We start from the raw sequence: 23,181 nt of genomic DNA on the forward strand, positions 1-23,181 counted from the left end.
ACGACAACCTCTGCCCCGGCATGACCCCTCATCCTGACGAGAATCCACCCCGTTGCAACAACCACTTGAGCCCAAGCACGGTTCGAGCGGACTGTTTCCAGGATCGGGCGTGACCTTGACCTTCCGCGGTCAGTCGGTGACAGCGGCGGCGCGGACGGCCTCGAACACCGCGTCCACGACCCGTGCCCGGCCCTGTCCGTCAACGGTGGACCAGGCCTGCGCGGCGAGCGTTGCGCGGCGCTGCGGTGAGCTGAGCAGCCCGTGCAGGGTCCGCGCCGCCGCCGCGCGGGTGGCACGTCCGGCGACCCCGGCGGCGGTCAGCTCGGGCAACTCGCCGAGGCCTGCGGCCAGGCCGTGCTGCACCACCCGGCCGTACGACTCACGTTGGTTGTCGACCACGCAGACCAGCGCGGCGGGTGCGCCGAGGCAGCAGAGTTCCCAGGTGGACGTGCCGGCGGCGCTGACCACCAGGTCGGCTTCGGTGATCAGTTTCGGCAGTGCGCTGGTGGGCGGGATCGGCCGGATGATCTGCCCGCGGCCGGGGGTGACGTCCTCGACCTCCGCCTCGATCTCGGGTCGGCCGACGATGACCGTGAGGTCCATCGGGTGGCCGGTGGCCACCAGCACCCGGGTCAGGACCGGCGCCGCGCCGACCGCGTCGGTACCGCCGAAGAACGCCAGCACCCGGGGTCGGCTGACCGTCGTGGCGGGCGGGGGAACGGCTGGCCGGGCGGTGATCACGGAGTCACGCAGCAGGGCGTACCCGCTGCCGGCGAGCAGCCGTCCGGGCAGCTCTGGCAGCTCCGCTGCGGAAGGCAGCTCTGGCAGCTCCGCTGCGGAAGGCAGCTCTGGCAGCTCCGCTGCGGAAGGCAGCTCTGGCAGCTCCGCGCCGAAGTTCTGGTCGAGGTAGAGGTCGGCGACCTGGCCCCGGCTGTCCCCGTCGATCACGGCGAGGGTGAACACACCGGCGGCGCGTAGGGCGCCCGCCCCGGCCGGGTCCAGCTCGTAGGAGTCGAGGACCACCACGTCCAGTTCGTGTCGGTGCGCTGCCTCGACCAGCTCGGCCGGCGAATCCGGGCCGGGGTGCAGGGGGATGCCCCGCGAGGCGAGTTCCGCGGTGGCCCAGGGGAGCCGTTCGACGGTGCCGAACACGGCGACGTGGGCGCCCCGGGCGAGGAACTCCTCGGCGAGCGCCAGGCAGCGGACGAGATGGCCGACGCCGCGCTGCGGTCCGGCGTCGCAGCGCAACCCGACTCGGAGGGTGCTCAGGACTCCTCCAGTTGCTTCTGACGTACGTCGGCGTTCAGCGCGCGCAGTTGGGGCTGCCCGTGGAGCCAGTCGGCGAGTTTGGCCAGCGGTACGCTGACGTCCCCGAAGTGGTCGATGATCGCGCTGACCAGCGCCCAGTCCTGCTCGGTGTCGAGGGTCAGCCGCAGCGCGGAGCGGTCCGGGGTGAGGGTCACGCCGAGCACCCGGAACAGCTCCGGGTGGGTGTACGCGTACGAGGTCACATGCACCCGGTGGTGGTCGGTGGCGAGCCGGCCCAGGGTGCGCAGTGTCTCCGCTCGGATGATCTCGACGTCCAGCCCGCGGGGCAGAGTGCGGGCGATCGACGTGCTTGCGTAGTCCAGCCCGGGGACGGCCCGGTACACCGACGCGACCAGGGTGATGATCTCCGGGTCGAGCAGTGGGCAGTCGGCGGTGAACCGCATGACCGCGTCCCCGGGGTGCGCTGCGAGAGCACCCACGAATCGATCCAGTACGTCGTCGACCGGCCCGCGGTGGCACGGCACACTCAGCCGTTCGCACTCGGCGACCACTGCGTCGTCGGCCGCGTCCGTGCTGGTGGCGACCACGAGGTCGGCCAGGACGCCGCTGTCGCGGGCGGCGCGTACCACCCGGCCCAGCACGGAACGCCCGGCGAGCGGGCGGAGCACCTTGCCGGGCAGCCGGGAGGAGCCCATCCGGGCCTGCACGATGCCGACGATCCGTGGCGCTGCGCCGTCCGGCGGGGTCACCCCGTGCACCGGTACGCCGGTCACTGCTGCTCCTCCTGCTTCGGGGCGAGTACCGCGGTGGCTCGGCGCTTGGCGGCGCGGGCACCTCGCTTGGCCAGCCGGGCTGGGGTGATGGCGAGCCGGCCCACCCGGTAGCTGAGCGAGCCGCTGAGCAGGCTGATCGTCGTCTCGGCCCGACGCAGCGCCCGTTCCCGCGAGGTGAGCAGTTCCTCGGTCCACGCGGTCAGTGCGGCCAGCCGGGAGAGCTCCTCGCGCTGACGCAGCCACGCCTCGCGCAGTTGCTGGTAGCTGTCCGCACCGACCGGCGGGTCGGTCGGTGCGACGGCGTGCAGCTCGGTGGCGAGGTTGACCCTGCCGTCGTGGTCCAGCCCGTGCAGTGCGGCGGCGATGGCCGCCTCGGCCTCCACCGCCTCGACGACGGTCGTGCGGTCCAGATCATGGCCGGTGAGTCCGCCGAGCACCACGGTCAGACCGGCAACGTCGAGGGTGGACGACCACGGGTGGGCGTATCCGCCGGTGAGCAGGCCCGCCGCGAAGCGCCACAGTCCGCGGGCCAGCACCACGTTGGCGGGCAGCGCGTCGGTGGCCCGCCAGCTCGGGTCGAGCACCGCGTAACGCTCGCCGTCGACGACCACGTTGTCGGTGCCGGCCAGCGCCGCGGCGCCGGTGATCCGGCCGTCGGTGTCGGCCTGCTCGTCGAGCCAGCCCGCGTACCCGTGCAGCAGCGTGCGCAGGGTCGCCAGGTCGCGGCGCAGGGCCGCGTCGAGCAGCAGGGTACGCAGCAGCCGGCCGGACGGCACCGGCCCGGACAGCGCGTCCGCGTCCCGGTACGCGGCCTCGCGGCTGGCGAACGGCGCGGCGGCCGGCACGTTCGTGTCGGTGGCCGCGGTGAGCCCCCAACGCCATCCGGACGGGCCGTGCAGCACCTCCATGACGCCGATCCCCGGCCGCCCGGTCTGCACCAGCGCCACCGGCAGGTCCCGGCCGGCTGACGGGGTGGTCGGGGCCGCGGAGCCGGAGGGTCGGTGGGCGAGCATCAGCCAGCCCGGCGCCAGGTCGGCGGCGCGTCCGGCGTGCAGCGCGTCCACCGCCAGCCGGGCCGGGTCCTGGAGCACGGTGTCGCTTGTGAAACCTCCGGCGCACGCGCCGTGCAGCACCGCGTCGAAGAGGCCGGAGCCGTTGTCCCGGTCGAGGTGGTCGGCGTCGAGCAGCGCCGTCGGGGTGCCGGCGTCGGGGTACGCGGCCCAGCACTCGGCCGGCTGCAGCTCCGCTCCGATGAGCCGCTCGCGCAGCTGGTCCCGGTTTGTCGGGTGGGTGCGATCCAGCACCCCGCTGATCGTCCACGCGGAATCGTCCCGGCTGGCGTACCAGGGGGTGGTGGAGACCAGTCGGTGCAGGCCGAGCGGGTTGTCCAGGCGCAGCAGCAGCGCGCCGCCCGGTCGCACCGCGGCGACCAGTCGCGCCAGCAAGCCGTCCCAGCCGAGCCGGGTGCCCTCCACCGACTCCACCGGGTCCAGCCCGGCGGCGGCGATCACCACGTCGTACGTCTCGTCGTCGGGCAACCCGGCCGGGCCACCCACCACCACGTGGGCGGCCCGCTGGGCCAGCGCGACCGCGTCCGCGTGGCTGCGCAGCAGGCAGGTCACCTCGGCGTGGCCGAGCTGGTCGAGCAGGGCCGGGTCGTGCGGCCCGGCCACCAGGACCCGGGCGCCGGGCGGCACGAGCCGGGCGGCCAGCGCGGCGACGGGCCCACCGTCGGCCAACCGCTCCTGCGGCAGGTCGGACCAGGCCAGCATCTCGCCGCCCGGCAGGGTGATCCGGCCTGCGGGTGCCGTCGCGGAGGCTGTCAGGGAACCCCGCAGCGGCTGCGACGGGCCCAGTTGACGACCGGCGGCGTTGGAGTGCGGTCCGGATACCGGTGTTGTATTCGGACCACACTCCGCCTTGCCGGATCGCCGGATGGACTCCGCCTCGCTCGCCCCGGGGTTCCCCGACAGCCTCTCAGTCGTCACGGTGGTCCTCTTCCTCCTGGAGGTTTGCCCAACCGAGCAGCTCGCGCAGCTCTGCCGGCGTGCAGCGGTGGTCGGTGCCCAGCTCGGCGCGGGCGATCTCGACCGCGGTGGGCAGGTCGACCTTGGTGCCGTGCAGCTCCGGCCACTGCCGCCGGATCCGGGCGGTCCCGCCGAAGGTCGGGTCCTCATTGGACAAGATCATCGGGTCGCCGTAGACCGCCGGTTCGCATCCCGCCGCGATGCCGTAGAAGATCGCGCTGGTCAGCCGGTTGGATGCTACCCGGCGGTGGCGGCGCAACTCGGTCAGCTGCCTGTCGAGGAACTCCGGGTCGGTGTCCTTCCACCAGTGCCCCCGGTAGCCGTGGCAGATCACCCGGAAACCGGCGCGTTCGTAGAGCCGGCGGACGCTGCGCATCCGGTACTCGTGCCAGTAGAGGCAGACGGTGACCGGGCCGGGCTCGGTCTCCTTGATGAGGGCGATCAACTTGCGGTGGTCGCCTTTGACGTGCTGACCCTCCCAGCCATGGAACGGGTACCAGATGGTGCCCTCCCGCTCCTCGGCCGGCGGTTCTTCGGGGCGCATGGCCAGCAGGTAGATGAACGGGGCTCCGATGACGACCACGTTGCGCCGCCCCACCGACCAGGCCCGCCGGCGGGTCTGTTCCGACCAGAGCAGGCTGGGGGTGCGGTCGGCGTACGGGTGACCGGGGGCCAGGCCGTCGCCGATGTTCCAGCCGTGCTGCACGTACCCGTTGATCCGCGGTGGGTGCCCGTCGCCGAGACCGGCGTAGCGGGCCAGCACGTGCGCGTGGCCGTAGAAGTGGTTGGCGTGGTGCATCAGGTTCCCATCAGGCGGCGGAACGCACCGAGCCGACCCGCAGGGCCGCGGTCAGCGCGTCGATGACGCGATCCTGGTCGGCGTCGCTGAGTCCCGGGTAGAGCGGCAGTGACAGCTGCTGGGAGTAGAACGACTCGGCCACCGGGCAGGACCCGCGCCGGTAACCAAGATCGGCGAAGGCCGGGTGCCAGTGCACCGGGATGTAGTTGACCTGGACGCCGATGCCGGCGGCCCGCATCCGGTCATACACCTCGCGGCGACGCCCGTCGAGCACCCGGATCGGGTAGAGGTGCCAGGCCGGGTCGGCCCACGACTTGCGGGTGGGCAGCAGCACGCCGTCCAGATCGGCCAGCGCCTCGTCGTAGCGGGCGACCAGGGCGGTCCGTCGCGCCTTGAACTCGCCTAGCCGGCGTAGCTGGCTGCGGCCCAGGGCGCAGAGCACATCCGGCAGACGGTAGTTCAGCCCGAACTCGTGCACCTCCTGGTGCCAGCCGCCCTCGTCCGGGAAGCGCAGCTCGTCGCGTTCCCGAACCATGCCGACGCCGCGGAACCGGCGGGCCCGTTCCAAGACCTGCGGGTCCAGTGCGGCGACCGCGCCGCCCTCGGCGGTGGTCAGGTTCTTGGTGGGAAAGAACGAGAACGTGGTCAGGTCGGCAAGCGAACCCACCGGCCGGCCGTGGTAGGTCCCGCCGATCGAGTGCGCCGCGTCGGCGAGGAGCAACGCGTCGCTGCCCACCACCGACTTGCGGAGCGCGTCGTAGTCGGCCGGGTGGCCGGCGTAGTCGACCGCGGAGACGACCTTCGTCCGCGAGGTGACCGCGGCGGCGGCCGCCGCCGGGTCGAGGCAGAAGGTCTCGTCCTCGACGTCGGCGAAAACGATCTTCGCCCCGAGGGCGACCGCGCTGCTGGCCGTCGCCACGAACGTCATCGGCGGGACGACCACCTCGTCACCCGGGCCAACCCCGGCAGCCGCGTACGCCACGTGCAGCGCCGCGGTGCCGTTGGAGACGGCGGTGACGCCGACCCCACCGGTCCAGCCAGCGAGGTCGGCCTCGAACGCGTCGACCTGCGGACCGGTGGTGAGCCAGTCGCCGCGCAGCACGTCGGCGACGGCGGCGATGTCGTCCTCGGTGATCGACTGCCGGCCGTACGGGAGCATTCCCGTCATGCGTTGAGGCCGAGCATGTCGCGCAGTTGCTCGACGGTGAGCCACTCGTCGTTGGTGTCCGACTGGTAGGCGAAGCCGTCCGGGACCGGCTCGCAGTCGACCGGCGGCTGGTAGCCCCAGGTGGCGATGGTCGGCTGGACGATGAACCGGCCGTCAGCGCGCAGCGTCCGCCGGCTGTCGTCGGGCGCGATCATCTCCTCGTGCAGCTTCTCGCCCGGCCGGATCCCGATCTCGTGGGTGGTGGCGTCCGGGGCCACGGCCTCGACCAGGTCGAGGATGCGCATGCTCGGGATGCGCGGCACGAACAACTCGCCGCCCTGCATCTGGTCGAACGAGTCCATGACGAACTGCACGGCCTGGTCGAGCGTGATCCAGAAGCGGGTCATCCGCTTGTCGGTGATCGGCAGGCTCTTGCCCTCGGCGGCCAGCCGGCGGAACAGCGGGACGACCGAGCCGCGGCTGCCCACCACGTTGCCGTAGCGCACGACGGCGAACCGGGTGGGGTGCTGGGCGGCGTAGTGGTTGGCCGAGACGAACAGCTTGTCGCCGACCAGCTTCGTCGCGCCGTACAGGTTGATCGGGCTGGACGCCTTGTCGGTGGAGAGCGCGATGACCTTCTTGACGCCGGCCTCGATCGCAGCGTCGACGACGTGCTGTGAGCCGGTGATGTTGGTGGCGATGTATTCGGAGGGGTTGTACTCCGCGGTGTCCACCTGCTTCAGCGCGGCGGCGTGCACCACGTGGTCCACCCCGTGCATGGCGCGGGTGAGGCGGTGCCGGTCCCGGATGTCGCCGATGAACCAGCGCAGTCGTGGGTCGTCGCCGAGCTGCTGGCGCAACTCGTACTGCTTGAGCTCGTCGCGGGAGAACACGACCACGCGGGCCGGGTCGGCCTCGGTGAGGATGTGCCGGAGGAAGGTCCTGCCGAAGGAACCCGTTCCCCCGGTGATCAGAATGGACGATCCATTCAACTCACTCAATTTGGTGCTCCCGTGATCGTGGATGAACGGGCGGCCCTCGGCCGGCCGACCGGGGTGAGACGCTAGCCATGGCGGGTTAACTTCCCGACGCTCGCGGGTTAACCGCGACCACTGCTCCCGTGAATGGCGAGCACCGCGTAGGCAAACACTTCCGACCAACCCGTAACGGGCCTGACCAGGTCGGATCGGGCCGTTACAGTGACCGCGCGAGTGACCCGGCGGCCCTGTTTTCCGCCGGTTCCCGAGTTCACCCGACATTCACACCAGCTCGGTGCGAGCGGGTCACCCCGAGCGTCACCGGCGCGGGCCGACGTGCCCGCCGGGTCCGCGCGGGCCCGGTCCGGCCGGCAATTCTGGAGGCGTTGATGGCATCCGGTAGCGACGTGATCGAACGGCCGGCGGTTGCGGCGGAGACGAAGGACTCCGCACCCACGCGGCGCTGGTTGGTGCCGCTGCTGCTGGTCGTCGGTTGGGTGCTCAGCGTCGCCTGGCGGATGTGGCTGTCCCGGCACATCGTCCTGCCGATCGCGCACACCGACGAGGACAGCTACCTGAACACCGCCCGCGCGCTGGCCGGCGGGCCGGGCGGCTTCAGCAGCGAGAACGACCTGCTGCGCCGGGTCGGCTACCCGATGCTGATCTCGCCAGCGTTCCTCGGGGACCGGGATTTCACCGACAGCTACCGGATCGTCCAGCTGATCAACGCGATGGTGAACTCGACGCTGTTGCCGCTGGCGTACCTGCTCGGCCGCCGCCTGCTCCAGCTGCGCCGGTCGTACGCGCTGCTCGGTGCGGTGGCGGCGGCGACGCTTCCGGCCACCGCCTTCTACGCGGGCATCGCCATGATCGACACGGTGATGGCGCCGCTGGTGGTCGCCTGGCTGCTCGCCGTGCACCGCTGGATCGGGCGGCCCGGCCCGCTCGCCGCCGCCACGGTCGGTCTGCTGGTCGGCGGGTTCCACCTGCTGCACTCCCGCGGCCTGGTGATCGTGGCGGTGCACGCCGGGTTGGTCCTGCTGCTGTTCGTCCGCCGCCGGATCAGCCCGCTCGCGGTGCTCGCGGCGGTGCTGCCGGTGCTCGCCATGGCGCTCGTCAACGAGGCCGCCATCCATCACCTCGGCAACAAGGTCTACCTCCTCGGCAGCACCCCCGGCGGCGGCACGGTGGAGGCGGTCGCCTCCGTCCAGGGTGTGGTCCGTGTCAGCGCGGGCGTCACCACGCAACTCTGGTACCTCGTGGTGATCACCTTCGGGATGGCGGGTGTGGCCTGGGCCGCCGCTGTCCGCGAGCTGTGGCGCCCACGGCACGGCGACGCCGCCCGCTGGACGATGGGCGTGGCGCTGGTGGTGACCGTCGGCGTGGCCGGCGGGTCGTCGGTGATCCTGGCCGGCATCACCGGCAAGCCGCTGGACGCGATCTACGGCCGCTACGTGCAGATGCTCGCGCCGTTCTGGCTGCTGGTCGGGCTCGGGGTGCTGCTGACCGCCAGCCGCCGGGAGGTGCTGCGCCGGGTGGCCGTCGCGGTGGCCCTGCTGGTCGGCGGCGGTGCGCTCATCGCCGTCCGGCTCGCGTACGTGGCCAGCCAGGGTCACCGGTTGCGCTACGGCGGTTTCAGCGCGCCGGACCTGGTGGCGTTGACCGCGGGCTGGCGGGAGATGCAGCCGGTGGTCGGGTCGCTGGTCGGCATCGCCGGCTGTCTGCTGCTCGTCGCGACCGTTCTGGTGCCCCGACTGCGGTTGCCGATGCTCGGCGTACTCGTCGTGGCCAACCTCGTCACCATGCAGGTGATCGACCGACACGTCGTGCAGCCGGCCATCGCGAGCACCGAGGCGACACCCCAGGTGGCCGACGTCGGCGTACACCCCGGCGAGCGGGTGTGGGCCTCGACCGGTGTGCACTACGTCATCCGGTTCAACCTCAGCCACCAGGTGACCTGGACCGACGTTCGGTGGTTCGGCCTCGGGCAGCCACCGGCCGCGGCGCAGGTGGTGTTCGCCCGCTGGGCACCCGGCGCGGCCGACGACTGGGACGGCACGAAGTACGGTTTCGTCCGACTCGGCGGCAACCCGGTGCAGCACTGGGCGGCCTGGCGTCGGGCCTGAGTGACCGCACCCCCGGTGGACACCGCTATTCGTGAACGGCGGATGTCCACCGGGAGCACCGGCGGTTAATGATTTCGGTCCATTGCGCAGAGCGTTGCGACAATCAGCGCTGACGGCGGTCGGCGCGGGCCAGGGAAATCGGGATGACAGTGATTTCCCGGCCGTCGGACAGCTCCTGCCGGGGCGTTCCCTCGACGAATCGGAAACGCCGGTTCATCTGTCGTACGACGGTATTGTGACCGAGCACCTCGCCGTCGAGTCGGTCCAGGTGCAGCCCGTCGAAGGCGTACTCGACGGCCTCCCGCATGACCCCCAGCCAGGCGGGCAGCGTCTCACTCCGCCCGTCCAGCCCCTCGGCGTCGAGATAGAAGCCCCACGCGCCGGTGCGAGGGCCGTCCAGTCGCAGGTCGAAGAAGGTGACCACGCCGCAGGGCAGGTCGTCGCGGACGTACATCAGCACCCGCCGGGACGGGTCGTCACGGACCGCCGACCACCACCGGGCGTGCTCCTCGACGGTGATCTCGTGACTGGTCTTGCTGACCTGGCGGTTGGCTTCCTGATTACGCCAGGACAACATCAGGTGAACGTCGTCCGCCGTCGCTTCGCGCAGCACGTGCGTCTCGCTTTCTTATCTGTTCACGTCGGGTCCCGGCACCTTACCCGGGCCTACCGGGAAATCAGATATGCATTCGTTGGGTTGTAGACTGCGGCGCATGAACGAATTGAGTCGCGCGCAGATCCGCGACCTCATGGCTCAGGTGCTGAAGAACCAGGACAAGGAGCTGCCCGCGGACGACGCGGCGCAGCTGCGGGAGATCGGCTTCCGATCGCTCGACTTCTCCGAGTTGGCCCTGCGGGTGGAGGACGAGACGGGGGAGGAGCTCAACTTCGACGCCCCCGGCCTGCGCCGCATCGCCACCGTCGGAGACGTCCTCGATTTCCTCGTCGAGCTTCAGCACCAGTGACCGTCGCGCCGGCGAGTGACACCGCACCCGCGCACCCGGAGCCGGCGGGTGTCGACAACCGGCTCGTCGTCGGTGGTGTCGCGCTGACCTGGCGTTCGCTGCCGACGCTGACGCTGCCCGACCCCGCGGCGGTGCTCGCCCACGCCGCCGTGCACGCGCTCACCGCCGCTCGGCAGCACGCCGTACACGGCACTGAGCTGCTGCTCAGCACCGCGAGTCGGGTCGACGAGACGATGCGTACGGAGCTGCTGGAGGCCGGGTTCACCGTTGGCGTCCTCGACGACGCCGGTGTGCACCTGAGCGTCCCGGCCCGGCCGCGAGCCGCCGAGCCTGGCCGGCTCTGGCTGCTGACCTCGGGTTCGACGGGGCGTCCCAAGCGGGTCGGGCACACCCTCGACACGTTGACCACCGTGCGGGCCGAGCAGCCCGACCGGACCTGGCTCTGCCCGTACGCCCCCGGCACGTACGCCTGGTGGCAGGTGGTCACCCTGTCGCTGACCCAGCCCGGCCAACACCTGGTGGTGGTCGAGCCGGACGAGCTGGACGACTGGCCCACGGTCGCCGCCGCGAACGGCGTCGACGCCGCCTCCGGCACCCCGACCTTCTGGCGCCGCACCCTCTACCGGGATGCCGCCGCGCTGGCCCGGGTGCCGTTGCGCCAGATCACCCTCGGCGGGGAGCCGGTGGACCAGGCGATCCTGGACCAGCTGCGGGAGGTCTTCCCCACGGCCCGGATCTCCTGGATCTACGCCTCATCCGAGGTGGGGGCGTCCATCGTGGTGCACGACGGGCGGGCTGGTTTCCCCGTCGACTGGCTGGACCGGGAAACCCCTGGTCGGCCGACGCTGTCCGTTCGCGACGACGAGCTGGTGGTGACCTCCCCGTACCACGGCGCCGGGTTGGCCGGCCCGATCCACACCGGGGACCGGGTGCAGGTGCTCGACGACCGCGTCCTGATCACGGGCCGACTGGACTCCGACGAGATCAACGTCGGCGGCAGCAAGGTCTCCGCCGGTGTCGTCCGCGGCGTGCTGACCGGGCATCCCGCGGTGGCCTGGGCCCGGGTCACTGGCCGCCGGGCCCCGGTGCTCGGCCGGATGGTGGTCGCCGAGGTGGTCCTCACCCCCGCCGGTCCCGCCGACGCCAGCGTGCCCGACGAGGGCGCGTTGGTCCGCTGGTGTGCCGACCAACTTCCTGAACACGCGGTGCCGCGCCGGATCCGCGTGCTGACCGAGATCCCCGTCAAGGAGACCCTGAAGAGCGATGTCTGACCCCACCGACACCCAGCTCGTTCCGCCCAGCTCCGTGGTCCTCGTCTCCGGCGGCTCCCGGGGGCTGGGCCTGGCCATCGTCACCGACCTGCTCGACGCGGGCGTACGGGTGGCGGCGTTCGCCCGTACCGTCACTCCGGAGCTGGAGAAGCTCGCCGCCGAGCACCCGGACCGGGTGCACGTCGGCTCGGTGGACGTCACCGACCTGCGCGCCGCGCAGAGCTTCATCCGCGAGGTGGAGCAGCGCCTCGGCCCGATCGACGGCATCGTCAACAACGCCGCCATGGGGCAGGACTCCCTGCACGCGCACACCGCAGCCGACGACATCGCCCGGATCATCGAGACCAACCTGACCGCCCCGCTGCAGCTGACCCGGCTGGTGATCCGCCGGATGCTCGCCAAGGGGCTGCGCGGGCGGATCGTCAACATCACGTCGATCTGCGGGCAGCGCGGTTTCCCGGGTCTGGTCGCGTACTCGGCCACCAAGGGCGGCATGGACGCCGCCACGCGTTCGCTCGCCCGGGAGTTGGGTGGCCGGATGCTTGTCAACTCGGTCGCGCCCGGCTTCTTCGCCTCGGAGATGTCCGCCGTGCTCGGCCCGACCCAGCTCGACCAGATCGTGCGCCGCACCCCGACCGGTCACCTGACCGAGCCGGTGGAGGTCACGCCGGTGGTGCGGATGCTGCTGCGGGAGCACACCAACATCAACGGCCAGGTCATCGTGGTGGACGGTGCCGCCTCCATCTGACCTGGACCGGCTGGTCCGGCCCCGTCCGGTGCCGGGTCTGCTCGCCGTCGCCGAACAGCATCTGCGCATCGGCGTCCCCGCCGACCTGACCGACGCGGTGACCCGCAGTCACCTCGACGACGGCCGCTGCGTTGGGTGGTACGGCCCGCAGACGCCCGGGTGGCGGGTGGCCATCGACGCGGAACGCGCGGACGCCCCGGTGCCGCCGGCGCTGGCCCGCCGGTTCGGCTTGACTGACTTCTGGGCGCGGTGGACCCGCGCCGAGTGCTGCTGCAAGCTGGCCGACGTGCCGATTGCGACCTGGTGGCGCTGGCACGGGCTGGGCACCCCGGCGGACGGTACCGCGCTCTGGCGCACCCTGCGCACGGCTGACCTGGTGGTCACCGTCGGCTTCGCCCCCGAGTCGGCTCCCCGCGACCAGGCCACCGGTCCTTCGAACATGTGATGGGCGGCAGCGCACCGGCAGTGGCACGGTGATCAAGAGATGAAAAGTAGGTCAGGAACGGTCCTGGCACCTACTTTCCATCTCTTGATCAAGGCGCGGGCAGGGGGTGCCTTTACGCACCCCGGCTGCCGGTCAGATCAGGTCCCAGCTCAGGGGAGTGCCGCGCGGGACGTCGGTGGCGAAGGTGCGGCCCAGCACCCGGTCGATCTCCACGGGGGCCAGGCCGCCAGCTGGCCGGATCGATCGCACGTTCTGTGCGGTGACCGGGTCACCGGCTCGGACGTCCTCGACCACGAAGAGGGAACGGCGGAACCGCAACCCTTCCTGCTCGGCCGGGGTTGGGCCGATCGCGGTGCCACCCAGGGCGGCGTACGCGCGGCCGGACTCGGCGACCAGGGCCGTCAGCTCGGCCGGGTTCAGTGAGAAGTCCGAGTCGACACCGCCGTCGGCCCGGTCCAGGGTGACGTGCTTCTCGATGAAGCAGGCACCGAGCGCCACCGAGGCGACCGCCACCCCGATGCCGGGCGTGTGGTCGGAGAGCCCGACCGGCACGTCGAACGCACCGGCCAGCACCGGCAACCGGCGCAGGTTGCTGTCGGCCGGCGGTGCCGGGTAGGACGCGGTGCAGGCCAGCAGGACGATGCCCGCCGCGCCTCCGGCACGGGCGGTTCGTACCGCGGCGTCGATCTCGGCCACCGTCGCCATGCCCGTGGAGATCACCATCGGCTTGCCGGTGCTGGCCACGAGCCGGATCAGCGGCAGGTCGACCAGCTCCGAAGAAGCGATCTTGTACGCGGGCGCGTCCAGCGACTCCAGCAGCTCCACGGCGGTCGCGTCGAACGGCGACGAGAAAACGGTCAGACCACGTTCGCGGGCCCGCTCGAAGATCGGGGCGTGCCACTCGTACGGGGTGTGCGCGCGCTCGTAGAGTCGGTACAGGTTCTCCCCGCCCCACAACTCGTGCCCGCTGGAGATCCGGAACGCCGGGGTGTCGACGTCGATCGTGATGGTGTCCGGCCGGTAGGTCTGGAGCTTCAGCGCGTGCGCCCCGCTCTCGGCCACCGCGTCGACGATGGCCAACGCCCGGTTCAGATCGCCGTTGTGGTTGCCGGACATCTCGGCGACCACGAACGGTCGCTCCCCGGCACCGACCGCGTGCGGTCCGATCTTGATTGTCGCCGTCATTCCGACCTCTGCTCAGGTACGCCCGCACCGGGGTGCGGTGGTGCTGTCGTCGTCCGCCCGGCGGGCGGACGACCTGGAAAACCAGGGCGCCGGGAGCCGCCCCGGCTCCCGGCGTGGTGTGCGGTGGGGGCGGTCACGGCAGGCGGCCACCGGCCAGCGCGTCGCGCCGCTCCATCGTCATGGCGAGCCCGCCGTCCCGCGTCGTCGTGGCGCCCGCCCCTCGGCCAGGGTCCTCGTCGGCGCTGACCGAACTGGTTGCGGCACCGACGCCACCCGCCGGACCGCTCCGGCGTAGGCGACCAGCGACCCGGTGTGCCTGGCGCAGTGCCGAGTACGCCACCCAGTCCCCGCGCCCGACGAGGCGGTGCTTGAGCCCGTTCACGCCCGAGGGCAGCGGGTAGCCGCCGGTGGGCAGGTATCGACGGTAGTGCTCGGTGGCCCGGTGGAAGAAGGATCGCCGCAGGTGTGGGTGCAGCCGACCGTCGTTGCCCACGACCACCAGATAGTGGCTGATCATCAGCTGGAACAGCTCGGCCTGCAACTTCTCGTCCGGGTGCTTGCGGGCGACCCAGTCCATCAGCCGCTCGTACTGGGCGAATGCGTCGAAGTGCCGACCGCTGCGGGTGGAGGTGATCGCGCCCTGCCGGCCCTGCCGGTACAGGTAGCAGACCCGGTCCAGCACGGAGACCTTCTCCGCACCGATGATGAGGGGGTGGCTGAACGGGATGTCCTCGTACCAGCCCGGGAAGAACCGCAGCTCCAACTCGCCCAGGAAGTCCCGACGGACCACCTTGTTCCAGGCGGTGTGCTGCACCCGCAGCAGCTGCGGCTGGTCGGTCAGTCGGGTCACGCCGGGGATTCCGTGCAGCAGGTGACTGCTCGCGTCGACCTCCCGCCGGCCGTCCTCGTGCACCCGGAGGTGGTCCAGCATCAGCACGTCGGGCTGGTGCTGGCGAAGCCGGTCCAGCACCGCCGGGATCGTGCCCGGCGGCAACCAGTCGTCGCTGTCGATGAACCAGACGTACCGGCCGGTGGCCACGTCGAGCCCGGCGTTGCGGGCCAGGCCCAGGCCAACGTTGCTGCTCAGGTGCACGACGCGGACACCGTCGCGTCCGGCGGCGTACGAGCGGAGCATGTCGCCGCAGCCGTCCGGGGAGGCGTCGTCGACGGCGATCAGCTCAACTGCGTCCGATTCGCCCACGGGGACGTCGGCCCGGATCGACTCAAGGCACTGATACAGGTACGCCTCGACGCCGTACACGGGCACGACGATGCTCAGCAGCGGTGCGTGCGTCGGCTCATTGACCACGCCCGCCACCTTCGACGACCCGGGTGGCCAGCCCCGGAACCTCACGTGGCCGGCGATGGTGGAGTCTCTGAACTCCCGCCGAGCGGAAGGTTAACGCCCGCCGATGGGCGGTCACCTGACCCGGGAGACCGTGGCCTGACCGGCCGGCAGGTGGCGGTGGGACGCGTCCGGTTCACCCTGGAGTGACCCGGTAGGGTGCCCCGGTGCGGCCCTGCCGGGCCGTCGCGGGCGTCGCCGTCGCGCCGTCCGACGCCGCGGCGAGGAGGATACGGACGTGCTGGTGACCCTGCCGAGGTTCGGAGTCCCGGCATGACGAGCGCCGCAACGGTGTCAACTGCCCGGCCCGCCCCCGCACCAGCCCGACTGCCCTCGCTGACCGGGCTGCGGTGGATCGCCGCGTTGCTGGTCTTCGGTTTCCACGCGGGCACCATGCGGATCATCGCCGAGCCGGACTACAAGGCCGTGGTCGACGCGTTGTTCACTCTCGGCCTGTCCGGGGTGCAGTTCTTCTTCATCCTCAGCGGTTTCGTGTTGGTCTGGTCGGCCCGCGCGGGCGACTCCCGGCGCACCTTCTGGCGGCGACGGGTTGCCAAGATCTACCCGAACCACCTGGTGCTGTGGGGGGCGGCGCTGCTGGTCGCCTGGTGGTTCGCCGACCCGGTCCTGCCAGCGGCCGCGTTGGAGAACGTGCTGCTGTTGCAGGCCTGGGATCCCCGGCCGGGCTGGTTCTACAGCATCAACACCGTGAGCTGGTCGCTCTCCTGCGAGTTCTTCTTCTACCTGTGTCTGCCGCTGGCGTTGCCGCTGCTGCGCCGGGCTCGGCCGAAGCTGCTCTGGGCGCTGATCGTCGTGCTGCCGCTGCTGATCCTCGCGCTCTGGCCGGCCCAGCAGTTGGTGCCGGAGGTGAGCCGGTGGTGGTTCACCCAGATCTTCCCGCCCGTCCGGTCGCTGGAGTTCTGGCTGGGCGCGGTGGCGGCCGAGTTGATGCGCCGTGGCCTCTGGCGTGGTCCGGGGCTGACCGTAGCCAGCGGGATCTTCGTGGCCACCTGGGTGGCAGCCGCGGAGTGGATTCGCGCCGAGCTGTGGACCACTCTGCTCGCGGTCGCGTACCTGCTGGTGATCGCCGCCGCCGCGGACGCGGACGTGCGGGGTAAGCGTTCGCCGTGGCGGTCCCGGCCCCTGGTCTGGCTCGGCGAGGTCTCGTTCGCCTTCTACCTGGTCCATGTGCTGGTGATGACGAGCGTGCTGCGCTTCACCGGTGACTGGGGGACCGGCTTCGAGGGCTGGCGCGGCCCGGTCGCGGTGCTCGGTTTCCTGCTGGTGAACCTGGTCCTCGCCGGGTTGCTGCATCGCTTCGTCGAGACCCCGATGATGCGCCGGCTCGGGCCGCGCCGTCCGGCCCGGCCGCCCGTGCCGCAACAACGCACGCCGGTAACCCAGGCTGCCGGCAACGACGCCCGCAACGCCGATGGCGACGGGACTCAAGCCGAGGCCGGCGGGGCTGACCAGGCCGGGAGCCAGTCAACGTACGTCGACTCGCGCTGACTCCGTCCACCCTGGTCAGGGGGTTCGGCGCGGCGTGCGGCGACACGCCCGGGGTCGGTGCGCCCGGGTCGGCACGGCGGTAGCGTGGGGGCGTGCTTCCGGTCGCGCTCACCTGTCCGCTGTGGTGGGTGGCGCGCTGGGCTACGCGGGTGCTGACCAGCCTTGCCGTGGTCGCGGCCCTGGCGCTTGGCGCCGGCACGGCCTCGGCCGCCGCGCCCACCCTGAGTGCCGTGCCCACCCTGAGTGCCGCGCCCAGCCTGAGTGCCGAGCCATCGGCGTTCGCGCCCGGGCTGCTCGCGGCATTCAGCCGGCCCACCTCGGGCGAGGGTGTCGTGCACCCGGCGCAGGCGGTCCGTGCGGGGGCCGGCGAAGAGTCCTTCCCGGCCGGGTCGGTCGACTCGCATCCGGCGCCGCCCGGAGGCCAGGGCACCATCGCGGCAGGCGTGCTGCCGGTGCACGCGGCCGGGTCCGACCGGCTGCCTCTCGTCGACGGTCCACACCGCTGGGCTCCCCGGGGCCCACCCCGGCGCTGAGCCACCCGGGACAAGCGTCCCGTCGCTGCGCCCCGTCGACCTACCAGCTCTGCATCCCGCCGATCCGTGGCCCGCCGTGGCCAGGAGGCCGGTGGGGCTTCCCATCGCTTGTTCTCTCCCCGAGGTGCCGACCATGGAGACCGTCGTCTTCTACCAGTTCCTGACCGAGGTGCCGCAGGCCGCTGCCATCTGGTCGGCTCTGTTCCTGCTGGCACTTGGCGTACTCGCCGTGCTGGTCGCCCGCCCCGAGCGGGACCGGCCCACGGACGACCCGCTCCCCGTCGCGCCGACCGCCCGCGAGTTGGCTGCGGCCGAGGCCGTCGACCTACGCCGGTACGCCGAGGAGGTGACCGTGGCCGCGGCCGGCGCGGCCAGGACGGCACGGCGGCGACGCGATGCCTGGCTCTCCGCTCAGGAGCAGATGGAGCGGGCCTTGGCGGGGTACGACGAGGCGGACACCGCCGCCCGTCGCTTCGCGGGGTCCGGGGCGCTGCCCACCCCGCACACCCCCCGGACCCCCGCCGAGTACGTCGCTCGGGAGCGCTACCTGCACCGTGCGGCGACGGCGGCGTACTGGCGGGGCGATCTGACCATGGCGCAGCTCGGAGACGTGTTCGCCCACCGGCACGGCTGGGATCCCCGACGGCACCCGGTCGAGCAGGAGGTGCTGCTCAGCCGGGCGATCCGGGACGCGAGGCTTGCCGACTACCAGGCCGCGGCCACCGAGGAGCGGGCCGCCTGGCGGAGCGCGGAACTGGCCGCCGAGTCGGCGCGCGCCCTCGCCGATGAGGCGTACGCGGCAGCGGCCCGGCTGCGGCCGAGCCCGGCACCCGCCCGACGGGCGGCGAGCGGGGCGTCCCGTCCCGCCCTCGTGGCGCGTTGGCGCCCAGCCCGTGCGGGTTGAGTCCGATCCGTTGTGTGAGCCCGGCCACGCTATCCGGAATTCGGGCGTCCGGCACGATCGGCTCGATTTTTCCCGTAATTGTGGCCGCATTATCGGCGGCCTGTCCGGTTGTCGCCCGGAGGCGTCACCGTAACCGGTTGTCCCATCGAGTCACATCATCAGCAATACGCGCAGAAATTGCTGCACCAAATCAGGTTTACGCAGGTGAACCTTGCTTGGCAGGCCGCGAACAGGCCAGTAGTGTCGTCCCGTCTGGCGCGGTAACCGATCGCAAGAGGCGACGCCGTGTCGACCCGCTCAATCGTGATCAACGAACCGGGGACCCATCAGTAAGTCTGGGGTGAATCCGCGAGCCACGGCCTGCGGTAGGGCGATCTTCCCGCCCGAATCCGTCAGCTAACCCGGTAGGCGGTGCCGGAAGGAGTTCCAAACTCGTGCAGCACCTCTCCACCCCTCGGCTGTTCCCTCGCCTCCACGGCGCAGCGGTGCCCCCGCTCATCCGTCCAGTGACGGTGAGCTGACCCCCCGGGTCATCGCCTCTCCCGCCCGGCCGCGCCGGGCGTTTCCCTGAGCGGTTCACCATCCGCGGACCACGGTCCGCGCGCTGGCGCCTGCCCGGATACCGGTCCGGCCCCGGTGTGCCGCTCTCCCCTCGATCCGTGGAGGACCCCGTGAAGCACACCATGCAGCGTCAGCTCCGCCGTTTCGCCACCGAGCGCCCGTTCCAGATCCTCGCCGCTTCTGCCGCGGCCCTCGTGATCGCCACCACCACCGGTGCCCTGCTCACCGATGCCGACGACGCCCCGGCCAGCCAGCGCACCGCGACCACGGTCGCCGAGATGCGCAGCGACACCGCCGTCTCCAGCGACGCGTCCCCCTTGGCCAGCGCCGCGCCGAGCACCGCCGCACCGGCTACCAGCGCCGCGGCTCCCGCGGCCAAGGCCAGCAGCAACCCGGACCTGACCCGTAAGCCGGAGCGGCCGAAGCCACCCGCGACCAAGGTGCTCGACTACGACTACGAGGCGCAGAACACCTACTACAACTGCGGCCCGGCGGCCACCCGCAACGCGCTCAGCGCCACCGGCATCGACCGCACCCAGGAAGAGCTCGGTGCCGAGATGGGCACCACCGAGATGGGCACCAACTCGGCCGAGGACACCACCCGGGTCCTCAACGCCGAGGTGAAGGGCTCCCCGTACCAGACCCGGATGTTCGCCGGCGCGCCCAGCCCGGCGCAGATGGACCAGCTCCAGGCCGACGTGGTCAAGGCCATCACCGAGGGCCGGGGCGTGGTGGCCAACGTCGTCGGCGACGCCACCGACACCGACGGTGGCTGGCACTCCTACGGCGGCGGGCACTACATCGCTGTCGTGGGTTACAAGGACAACGGCCGGACCGTGCGGATCGCCGACTCGGCGAACCCGGCCGACCCGTCGTACTGGGTCACCACGATCGACCTGGCCAACTGGATCGCCAGCCGGGGCTACTCCGCCTGACACAGGCACGCTGACCGCCGCGGGCGCCGTCCCTCACGAGGGGCCGGCGCCCGCGGTGTCTTTCCCCAGCGGTACGGCGTGCGCCACGATCGGCGACTCTCGTCCGGGGCAGTGAACCGTGGCAGACTGCGGCCGTGGTGGATGAATCGGTTGGTCACGCCGGCCGCAGGCCGTTCCTTCTGCTGCTGCACGGGATGGGCGCGACCGGGGACGTCTGGCTGCCGTGGGCGCCGTTGTTGGAGCAGCACTGGCCCGGGCGGTGGCTGGCACCGGACCTTGCCGGCCACGGCTGGGCGGCGCCGCTGCCGTCGTACTCCTTCGAGGGTTTCGCCCGGCAGATCGCCCACCGCGGCCTCGCCGCCGACGACCGGCTCGTCGTGCTCGGGCACTCGCTGGGTGGAGTGGTCGGCTTGGTGCTGGCAGCCCGCGACGCCGGGATGCCGGTGGACGCGGTGGTCGGGCTGGGCATCAAGGCCCTCTGGTCGCCCGCGGAGCTGACCCGCGCCGCCGAGATCGCCGCCCGCCCGGTGAGCTGGTTTGCCAGCCGCACCGAGGCGGCCCGCCGCTACCTGCGCGTCTCCGGACTGGCCGGCCTGCTTCCGCCGGACCACCCGGTCGTGGACGCCGGGCTGCGCCAGGTCGACGGCCGCTGGCGTCTCGCCATGGACCCGGGGGCCTTCGCCGTCGGCGAGCCCGACCTGGCCGCGCTGCTGGCGGCGACCGACGTGCCGGTGGTGCTGGCGCGCGGGGAACACGACCCGATGGTCACCGACGAACAGCTCAGGGAGTACGGCGTTCCGGTCGCCACGCTGCCCGGCCTCGGGCACAACGCGCACGTGGAGGACCCGGCGGCCGTGCTGGCGCTGCTCGACCCGTATCGCTGAACTCTCCGGAGCGTGTTCGGGAGCAGGAATATCGGTCGTGCCACGCCCACGCCGAGGCATACGATCCTGCATCGATGCCTATCACCGATTCGACACTGCTCGTCAGCGTGAGCCTGAACGTCGTCGACACCCGACTCGACGACGCGGTGCGTCGCTGCCAACCGCTCGTCGCCGCGCTCACCCCGGATGGCCTGACGGTGGCCCGTACCGATCCCGATGGCGCCCGCGGCGGGGTGAACGTCGACCTGACGCTCCTGCCGCCCCCGCCGCCTGCGTCGTCGGGCGCGGACGCGGTGCGCCAGTTGGCCGCGCCCCTGCTGAGCCGCTTCGGGTGGAGCAGCGGCGATGTGGAGGTGGATGAGTCGGCGCGCGGCCACCCGACGCTCTTCGTCGCCGGCCACGAGCGGAGCAGAGGCGGAGTGACCCCGATCTGCGTGTCCGTGCTCACCGTGGGCGACAACGCGGACGACGCGCTGGATCTGCCCACAGGGGAGCTCGCCGGGCAGGCCACCGCCTCGGTCCGGCGGCTGCCCCTGGTGGCCGCCGAAGACGACGTCGTGGTGCGGGTACGCGCCCGGTTGGAGGCCTCGGATCTCGACGAGGCCCTGGCCCGCTGTCTTCCGCTGCTGGGGCGGACGGACGTGTGGTCCGCCGTTGTCCAGCCGTGGGCGACCGAGATCGACGGGGTCTGGGAGCTGACCATGCTCCTCGTGCTGCCGCCGGTCGGTGTTTCGCCGCGAGCGCCCTTCGGGCCGGCGGTCGCCGCTCTGGCGGCGGAGTTCGGGCTGCCCGCCGACGATCTGCGCATCCACCCGGTTGCCTCGTGGTCGGTGGGCCTGTTGGAGGCGACCCGGCCGCCCACCGCAGCGCCGACGGTTCAGGCCCTGTACGTGCGCACGGGTGCCGACCCGTTCGACCCGCACCCGGTGGACAATCCGGTGGAGACCCGGGAGATGGTGCTCCCAGACCTGGACGAGGACGGTGTGGACGGGGCCGAGTTGATCAGCGCGATCGAGGAGTCGTTGCGCGACGCCGGGCACCGCTCGGATTGACCTAGCTCCCTTGCCTGGGCCGACAGTCGAGGTCAGGCCAGGGGGGAGAGCTGCGGCGAACGCTCGGCCGCGGGGTCCTCCGTCGCCGCCAACTCCCGGCGCGCGGCGGTCAGGAACGCCTCGGCGTACGACTCGGCGGGGAAGTCACCGAGGTAACGGCGGCGGGTCGCCCAGCGCTCCGCGGCCAGCGGGTCGGTGTCCAGCAGTGCGGTCAGCACCTCGTCCACGTTGGACAGGTCCCGACGCAACACGTAACCCGACCCGGCCAACGGGAAACGCTCCAGGAACCGGTCACCCTCGTCGCCCATGTCGGTGACCGCGTACGGCTTGCTGGAGTAGAGGTAATCCGAGATCACCCCGGACACGTCGGAGATCAACGCGTCCGACTGGTTCACGCACTCGGTCAGGCTCAGCTCCCGAGCCGCCGCACCTACCACGTGCTGCCGCCCGGTGCGGGCACGATCGGCGACCAGCAGCTCGGTCAGGTGACCCAACTGGCGGGCCGAGGCCGGGTTCTGCGCGGTGTACGGGTGCGCCCGCAGGATCACGGTCGCGCCGCGCTCCAGCAACCGATGCAGCAGTCCCTCGGCCACCGGCAGCGAGCAGTAGTCGGCGTCGGCGTGATGCCCGGTCCACGTCGGGGTGTACAGCACCGTCGGTTGCGTCAAACCCCGCGCCGGCTCCGGGCGTACCGCGATCGACTCGACCTGCGGGCGGCCCACCACCACGAACTTCTCCGCCGGGATCTGCACCCCGGCCCGGGCGTACCTGTCGATCGCCGCAGGCCCCGCCACGAAGATCCGGTCGAAGATCCCGGACACCGGGTTGGCGCTGGGCGCCTTGTCGCTGTCGCCGTGGTGCAGCTGGACGTGGGTGAGCTGCGTGAAGCGGACGCAGTGGCTGTTCTTCGCCCCGTGATTGACGTAGAACGCCGTCCGTAGGCTCGGAACCAGGGCCTCGTCCATCGCCCGCAGGGTGGGGCAGTAGACCACCGGTGCGTCGGTGGCTGCGGCGATCGGGGCCAGGAACTCCGGCTCGCGCAGCACCACCAGGAACGGCCGGCCGATCCTTTCCAGGTACGGCAGCCACATGGTGACCTGGTATTCCGAGCCAGGAGGCGCGGAGAAGTAGAGCACGAACTCCGGCTGGTGCCGGCGCAGCGCTCGAGTCACCGCTCCACCTCCGGCTTCCGGCCGGAACCGCCGCCGGGCCAGGTCCAGTGCGACCACACCGGCACCCGCGCCGACCAGCAGGCTGGCGGCCAACGCCACGCCAGCCGGCAGGGTGAGCGCGGCAGCTAGCGCCACCGCGGCGAGCAGCCAGCGAACGGTGGTGCCGAGTTGGTCGGCGATCAGTGGCATCCAGGCGCGTACCGGAAGGTTGGCCGCCCGGATCTCCAGGTTGCCGGCGGTGCGCAGGGGCCCCACCAGCAGTACCAGCCCCAGCAGGACCAGTGCGGTGGCGACCAGTGTGAGGTTGAGCCCGTCGGCCAGCTGCCGGGAGTAACCGACCAGGACCGCGGCGGCGATCAGCGTCGTCTCCGCGACGAGCTCAGCGTTGGGCCGGATCCGCTGCTCGGCGGCTGAGGCGGCCAACGCGGCGACAGCCAGCGCCAGCCCCCAGCCGGTGGCGTCGGTGAGCGCCAGCACGACAAAGGCCAGCACGGCCAGACCAGTGCTCAGGCACCGGGCGGCCATCTTTCGGACCAGGTCGCCGCGCATGTCGC

21 protein-coding genes and 1 riboswitch are annotated in these 23,181 nt (G+C 71.9%); of the genes, 11 read left to right on the top strand and 10 right to left on the bottom strand.

The window, feature by feature from the left end; translation table 11 throughout:
* Positions 1–129: 129 nt before the first annotated feature.
* The 6 genes from ACLQ28_RS29195 to pseB form a co-directional block, all read right to left on the bottom strand.
* Positions 130–1,269, bottom strand: a complete 1,140-nt coding sequence (locus ACLQ28_RS29195; RefSeq protein WP_425689543.1) for a PseG/SpsG family protein — start codon at positions 1,267–1,269, stop codon at positions 130–132.
* Positions 1,266–2,018: a cytidylyltransferase domain-containing protein gene (locus ACLQ28_RS29200; protein ID WP_425689544.1), complete on the bottom strand. Its 753-nt coding sequence runs from the start codon at positions 2,016–2,018 to the stop codon at positions 1,266–1,268. The genes ACLQ28_RS29195 and ACLQ28_RS29200 overlap by 4 nt, the downstream gene beginning before the upstream one ends.
* A gap of 20 nt (positions 2,019–2,038) precedes the next feature.
* Complete coding sequence (locus tag ACLQ28_RS29205; RefSeq protein ID WP_425689545.1) at positions 2,039–3,814, bottom strand: class I SAM-dependent methyltransferase; 1,776 nt, start codon at positions 3,812–3,814, stop codon at positions 2,039–2,041.
* A gap of 205 nt (positions 3,815–4,019) precedes the next feature.
* Positions 4,020–4,868, bottom strand: coding sequence for a hypothetical protein (locus ACLQ28_RS29210; protein ID WP_425689470.1), 849 nt, complete (start codon positions 4,866–4,868; stop codon positions 4,020–4,022).
* 10 nt (positions 4,869–4,878) lie between these two features.
* Positions 4,879–6,036 carry a DegT/DnrJ/EryC1/StrS family aminotransferase gene (locus ACLQ28_RS29215; protein WP_425689471.1) on the bottom strand — a complete coding sequence of 386 codons (1,158 nt, stop codon included), beginning with the start codon at positions 6,034–6,036 and terminating at the stop codon, positions 4,879–4,881.
* Positions 6,033–7,016, bottom strand: a complete 984-nt coding sequence (gene pseB, locus ACLQ28_RS29220; RefSeq protein ID WP_425689472.1) for a UDP-N-acetylglucosamine 4,6-dehydratase (inverting) — start codon at positions 7,014–7,016, stop codon at positions 6,033–6,035. The genes ACLQ28_RS29215 and pseB overlap by 4 nt, the downstream gene beginning before the upstream one ends.
* Before the next feature lie 365 nt (positions 7,017–7,381).
* Here pseB and ACLQ28_RS29225 point away from each other — a divergent pair, with 365 nt between their 5' ends.
* Positions 7,382–9,118, top strand: a complete 1,737-nt coding sequence (locus tag ACLQ28_RS29225) for a hypothetical protein (protein WP_425689473.1) — start codon at positions 7,382–7,384, stop codon at positions 9,116–9,118.
* Between the two features lie 103 nt (positions 9,119–9,221).
* Here ACLQ28_RS29225 and ACLQ28_RS29230 read toward each other — a convergent pair whose 3' ends face one another.
* Complete coding sequence (locus ACLQ28_RS29230) at positions 9,222–9,731, bottom strand: GNAT family N-acetyltransferase (RefSeq protein WP_425689474.1); 510 nt, start codon at positions 9,729–9,731, stop codon at positions 9,222–9,224.
* A 100-nt stretch (positions 9,732–9,831) separates the two neighbouring features.
* Here ACLQ28_RS29230 and ACLQ28_RS29235 point away from each other — a divergent pair, with 100 nt between their 5' ends.
* From ACLQ28_RS29235 to ACLQ28_RS29250, 4 genes are read left to right on the top strand one after another with little or no spacing between them, the layout of a single operon-like run.
* Positions 9,832–10,083, top strand: a complete 252-nt coding sequence (locus ACLQ28_RS29235) for an acyl carrier protein (protein WP_091401397.1) — start codon at positions 9,832–9,834, stop codon at positions 10,081–10,083.
* Positions 10,080–11,354: an AMP-binding protein gene (locus tag ACLQ28_RS29240; RefSeq protein ID WP_425689475.1), complete on the top strand. Its 1,275-nt coding sequence runs from the start codon at positions 10,080–10,082 to the stop codon at positions 11,352–11,354. The genes ACLQ28_RS29235 and ACLQ28_RS29240 overlap by 4 nt, the downstream gene beginning before the upstream one ends.
* Complete coding sequence (locus ACLQ28_RS29245; protein WP_425689476.1) at positions 11,347–12,102, top strand: SDR family NAD(P)-dependent oxidoreductase; 756 nt, start codon at positions 11,347–11,349, stop codon at positions 12,100–12,102. Before ACLQ28_RS29240 ends, ACLQ28_RS29245 begins: the two co-directional genes overlap by 8 nt.
* Complete coding sequence (locus ACLQ28_RS29250) at positions 12,086–12,547, top strand: hypothetical protein (RefSeq protein ID WP_425689477.1); 462 nt, start codon at positions 12,086–12,088, stop codon at positions 12,545–12,547. Before ACLQ28_RS29245 ends, ACLQ28_RS29250 begins: the two co-directional genes overlap by 17 nt.
* A 132-nt stretch (positions 12,548–12,679) precedes the next feature.
* On the opposite strand, the gene pseI is transcribed toward ACLQ28_RS29250, so the two are convergent.
* Both pseI and ACLQ28_RS29260 read right to left on the bottom strand, forming a co-directional pair.
* Positions 12,680–13,732: a pseudaminic acid synthase gene (gene pseI / locus ACLQ28_RS29255; RefSeq protein WP_425689478.1), complete on the bottom strand. Its 1,053-nt coding sequence runs from the start codon at positions 13,730–13,732 to the stop codon at positions 12,680–12,682.
* A gap of 133 nt (positions 13,733–13,865) precedes the next feature.
* The gene (locus ACLQ28_RS29260) at positions 13,866–15,041 is read right to left on the bottom strand and encodes a glycosyltransferase family 2 protein (protein WP_425689479.1); all 1,176 of its coding nucleotides are present in this window, start codon (positions 15,039–15,041) and stop codon (positions 13,866–13,868) included.
* Positions 15,042–15,350: 309 nt separating this feature from the next.
* Here ACLQ28_RS29260 and ACLQ28_RS29265 point away from each other — a divergent pair, with 309 nt between their 5' ends.
* The 6 genes from ACLQ28_RS29265 to ACLQ28_RS29290 all read left to right on the top strand — a co-directional run bounded on the left by ACLQ28_RS29265 (position 15,351) and on the right by ACLQ28_RS29290 (position 21,455).
* Positions 15,351–16,586 (top strand): acyltransferase family protein, encoded by a 1,236-nt coding sequence (locus ACLQ28_RS29265; RefSeq protein ID WP_425689480.1) that lies wholly within the window; start codon positions 15,351–15,353, stop codon positions 16,584–16,586.
* Between the two features lie 92 nt (positions 16,587–16,678).
* A complete protein-coding gene (locus tag ACLQ28_RS29270) occupies positions 16,679–17,119 on the top strand; it encodes a hypothetical protein (protein ID WP_425689481.1) in 441 nt (146 codons plus the stop codon).
* Between the two features lie 133 nt (positions 17,120–17,252).
* The gene (locus ACLQ28_RS29275) at positions 17,253–18,023 is read left to right on the top strand and encodes a hypothetical protein (RefSeq protein ID WP_425689482.1); all 771 of its coding nucleotides are present in this window, start codon (positions 17,253–17,255) and stop codon (positions 18,021–18,023) included.
* Between the two features lie 284 nt (positions 18,024–18,307).
* Positions 18,308–18,449: riboswitch (cyclic di-AMP (ydaO/yuaA leader) on the top strand.
* A gap of 233 nt (positions 18,450–18,682) precedes the next feature.
* Entirely contained in the window at positions 18,683–19,519 is an 837-nt protein-coding gene (locus ACLQ28_RS29280) for a C39 family peptidase (RefSeq protein ID WP_425689483.1), read from the top strand.
* Positions 19,520–19,653: 134 nt separating this feature from the next.
* The gene (locus ACLQ28_RS29285; protein WP_425689484.1) at positions 19,654–20,403 is read left to right on the top strand and encodes an alpha/beta fold hydrolase; all 750 of its coding nucleotides are present in this window, start codon (positions 19,654–19,656) and stop codon (positions 20,401–20,403) included.
* 74 nt (positions 20,404–20,477) lie between these two features.
* Entirely contained in the window at positions 20,478–21,455 is a 978-nt protein-coding gene (locus tag ACLQ28_RS29290; RefSeq protein WP_425689485.1) for a hypothetical protein, read from the top strand.
* 32 nt (positions 21,456–21,487) lie between these two features.
* Here the strand turns inward: ACLQ28_RS29290 and ACLQ28_RS29295 are convergent, their stop codons facing one another.
* A complete protein-coding gene (locus ACLQ28_RS29295; protein WP_425689486.1) occupies positions 21,488–23,176 on the bottom strand; it encodes a CDP-glycerol glycerophosphotransferase family protein in 1,689 nt (562 codons plus the stop codon).
* Positions 23,177–23,181 lie beyond the last annotated feature (5 nt).

It is taken from the genome of Micromonospora sp. DT201 (assembly GCF_049841575.1).
In the GTDB taxonomy this organism is placed as follows: domain Bacteria; phylum Actinomycetota; class Actinomycetes; order Mycobacteriales; family Micromonosporaceae; genus Micromonospora.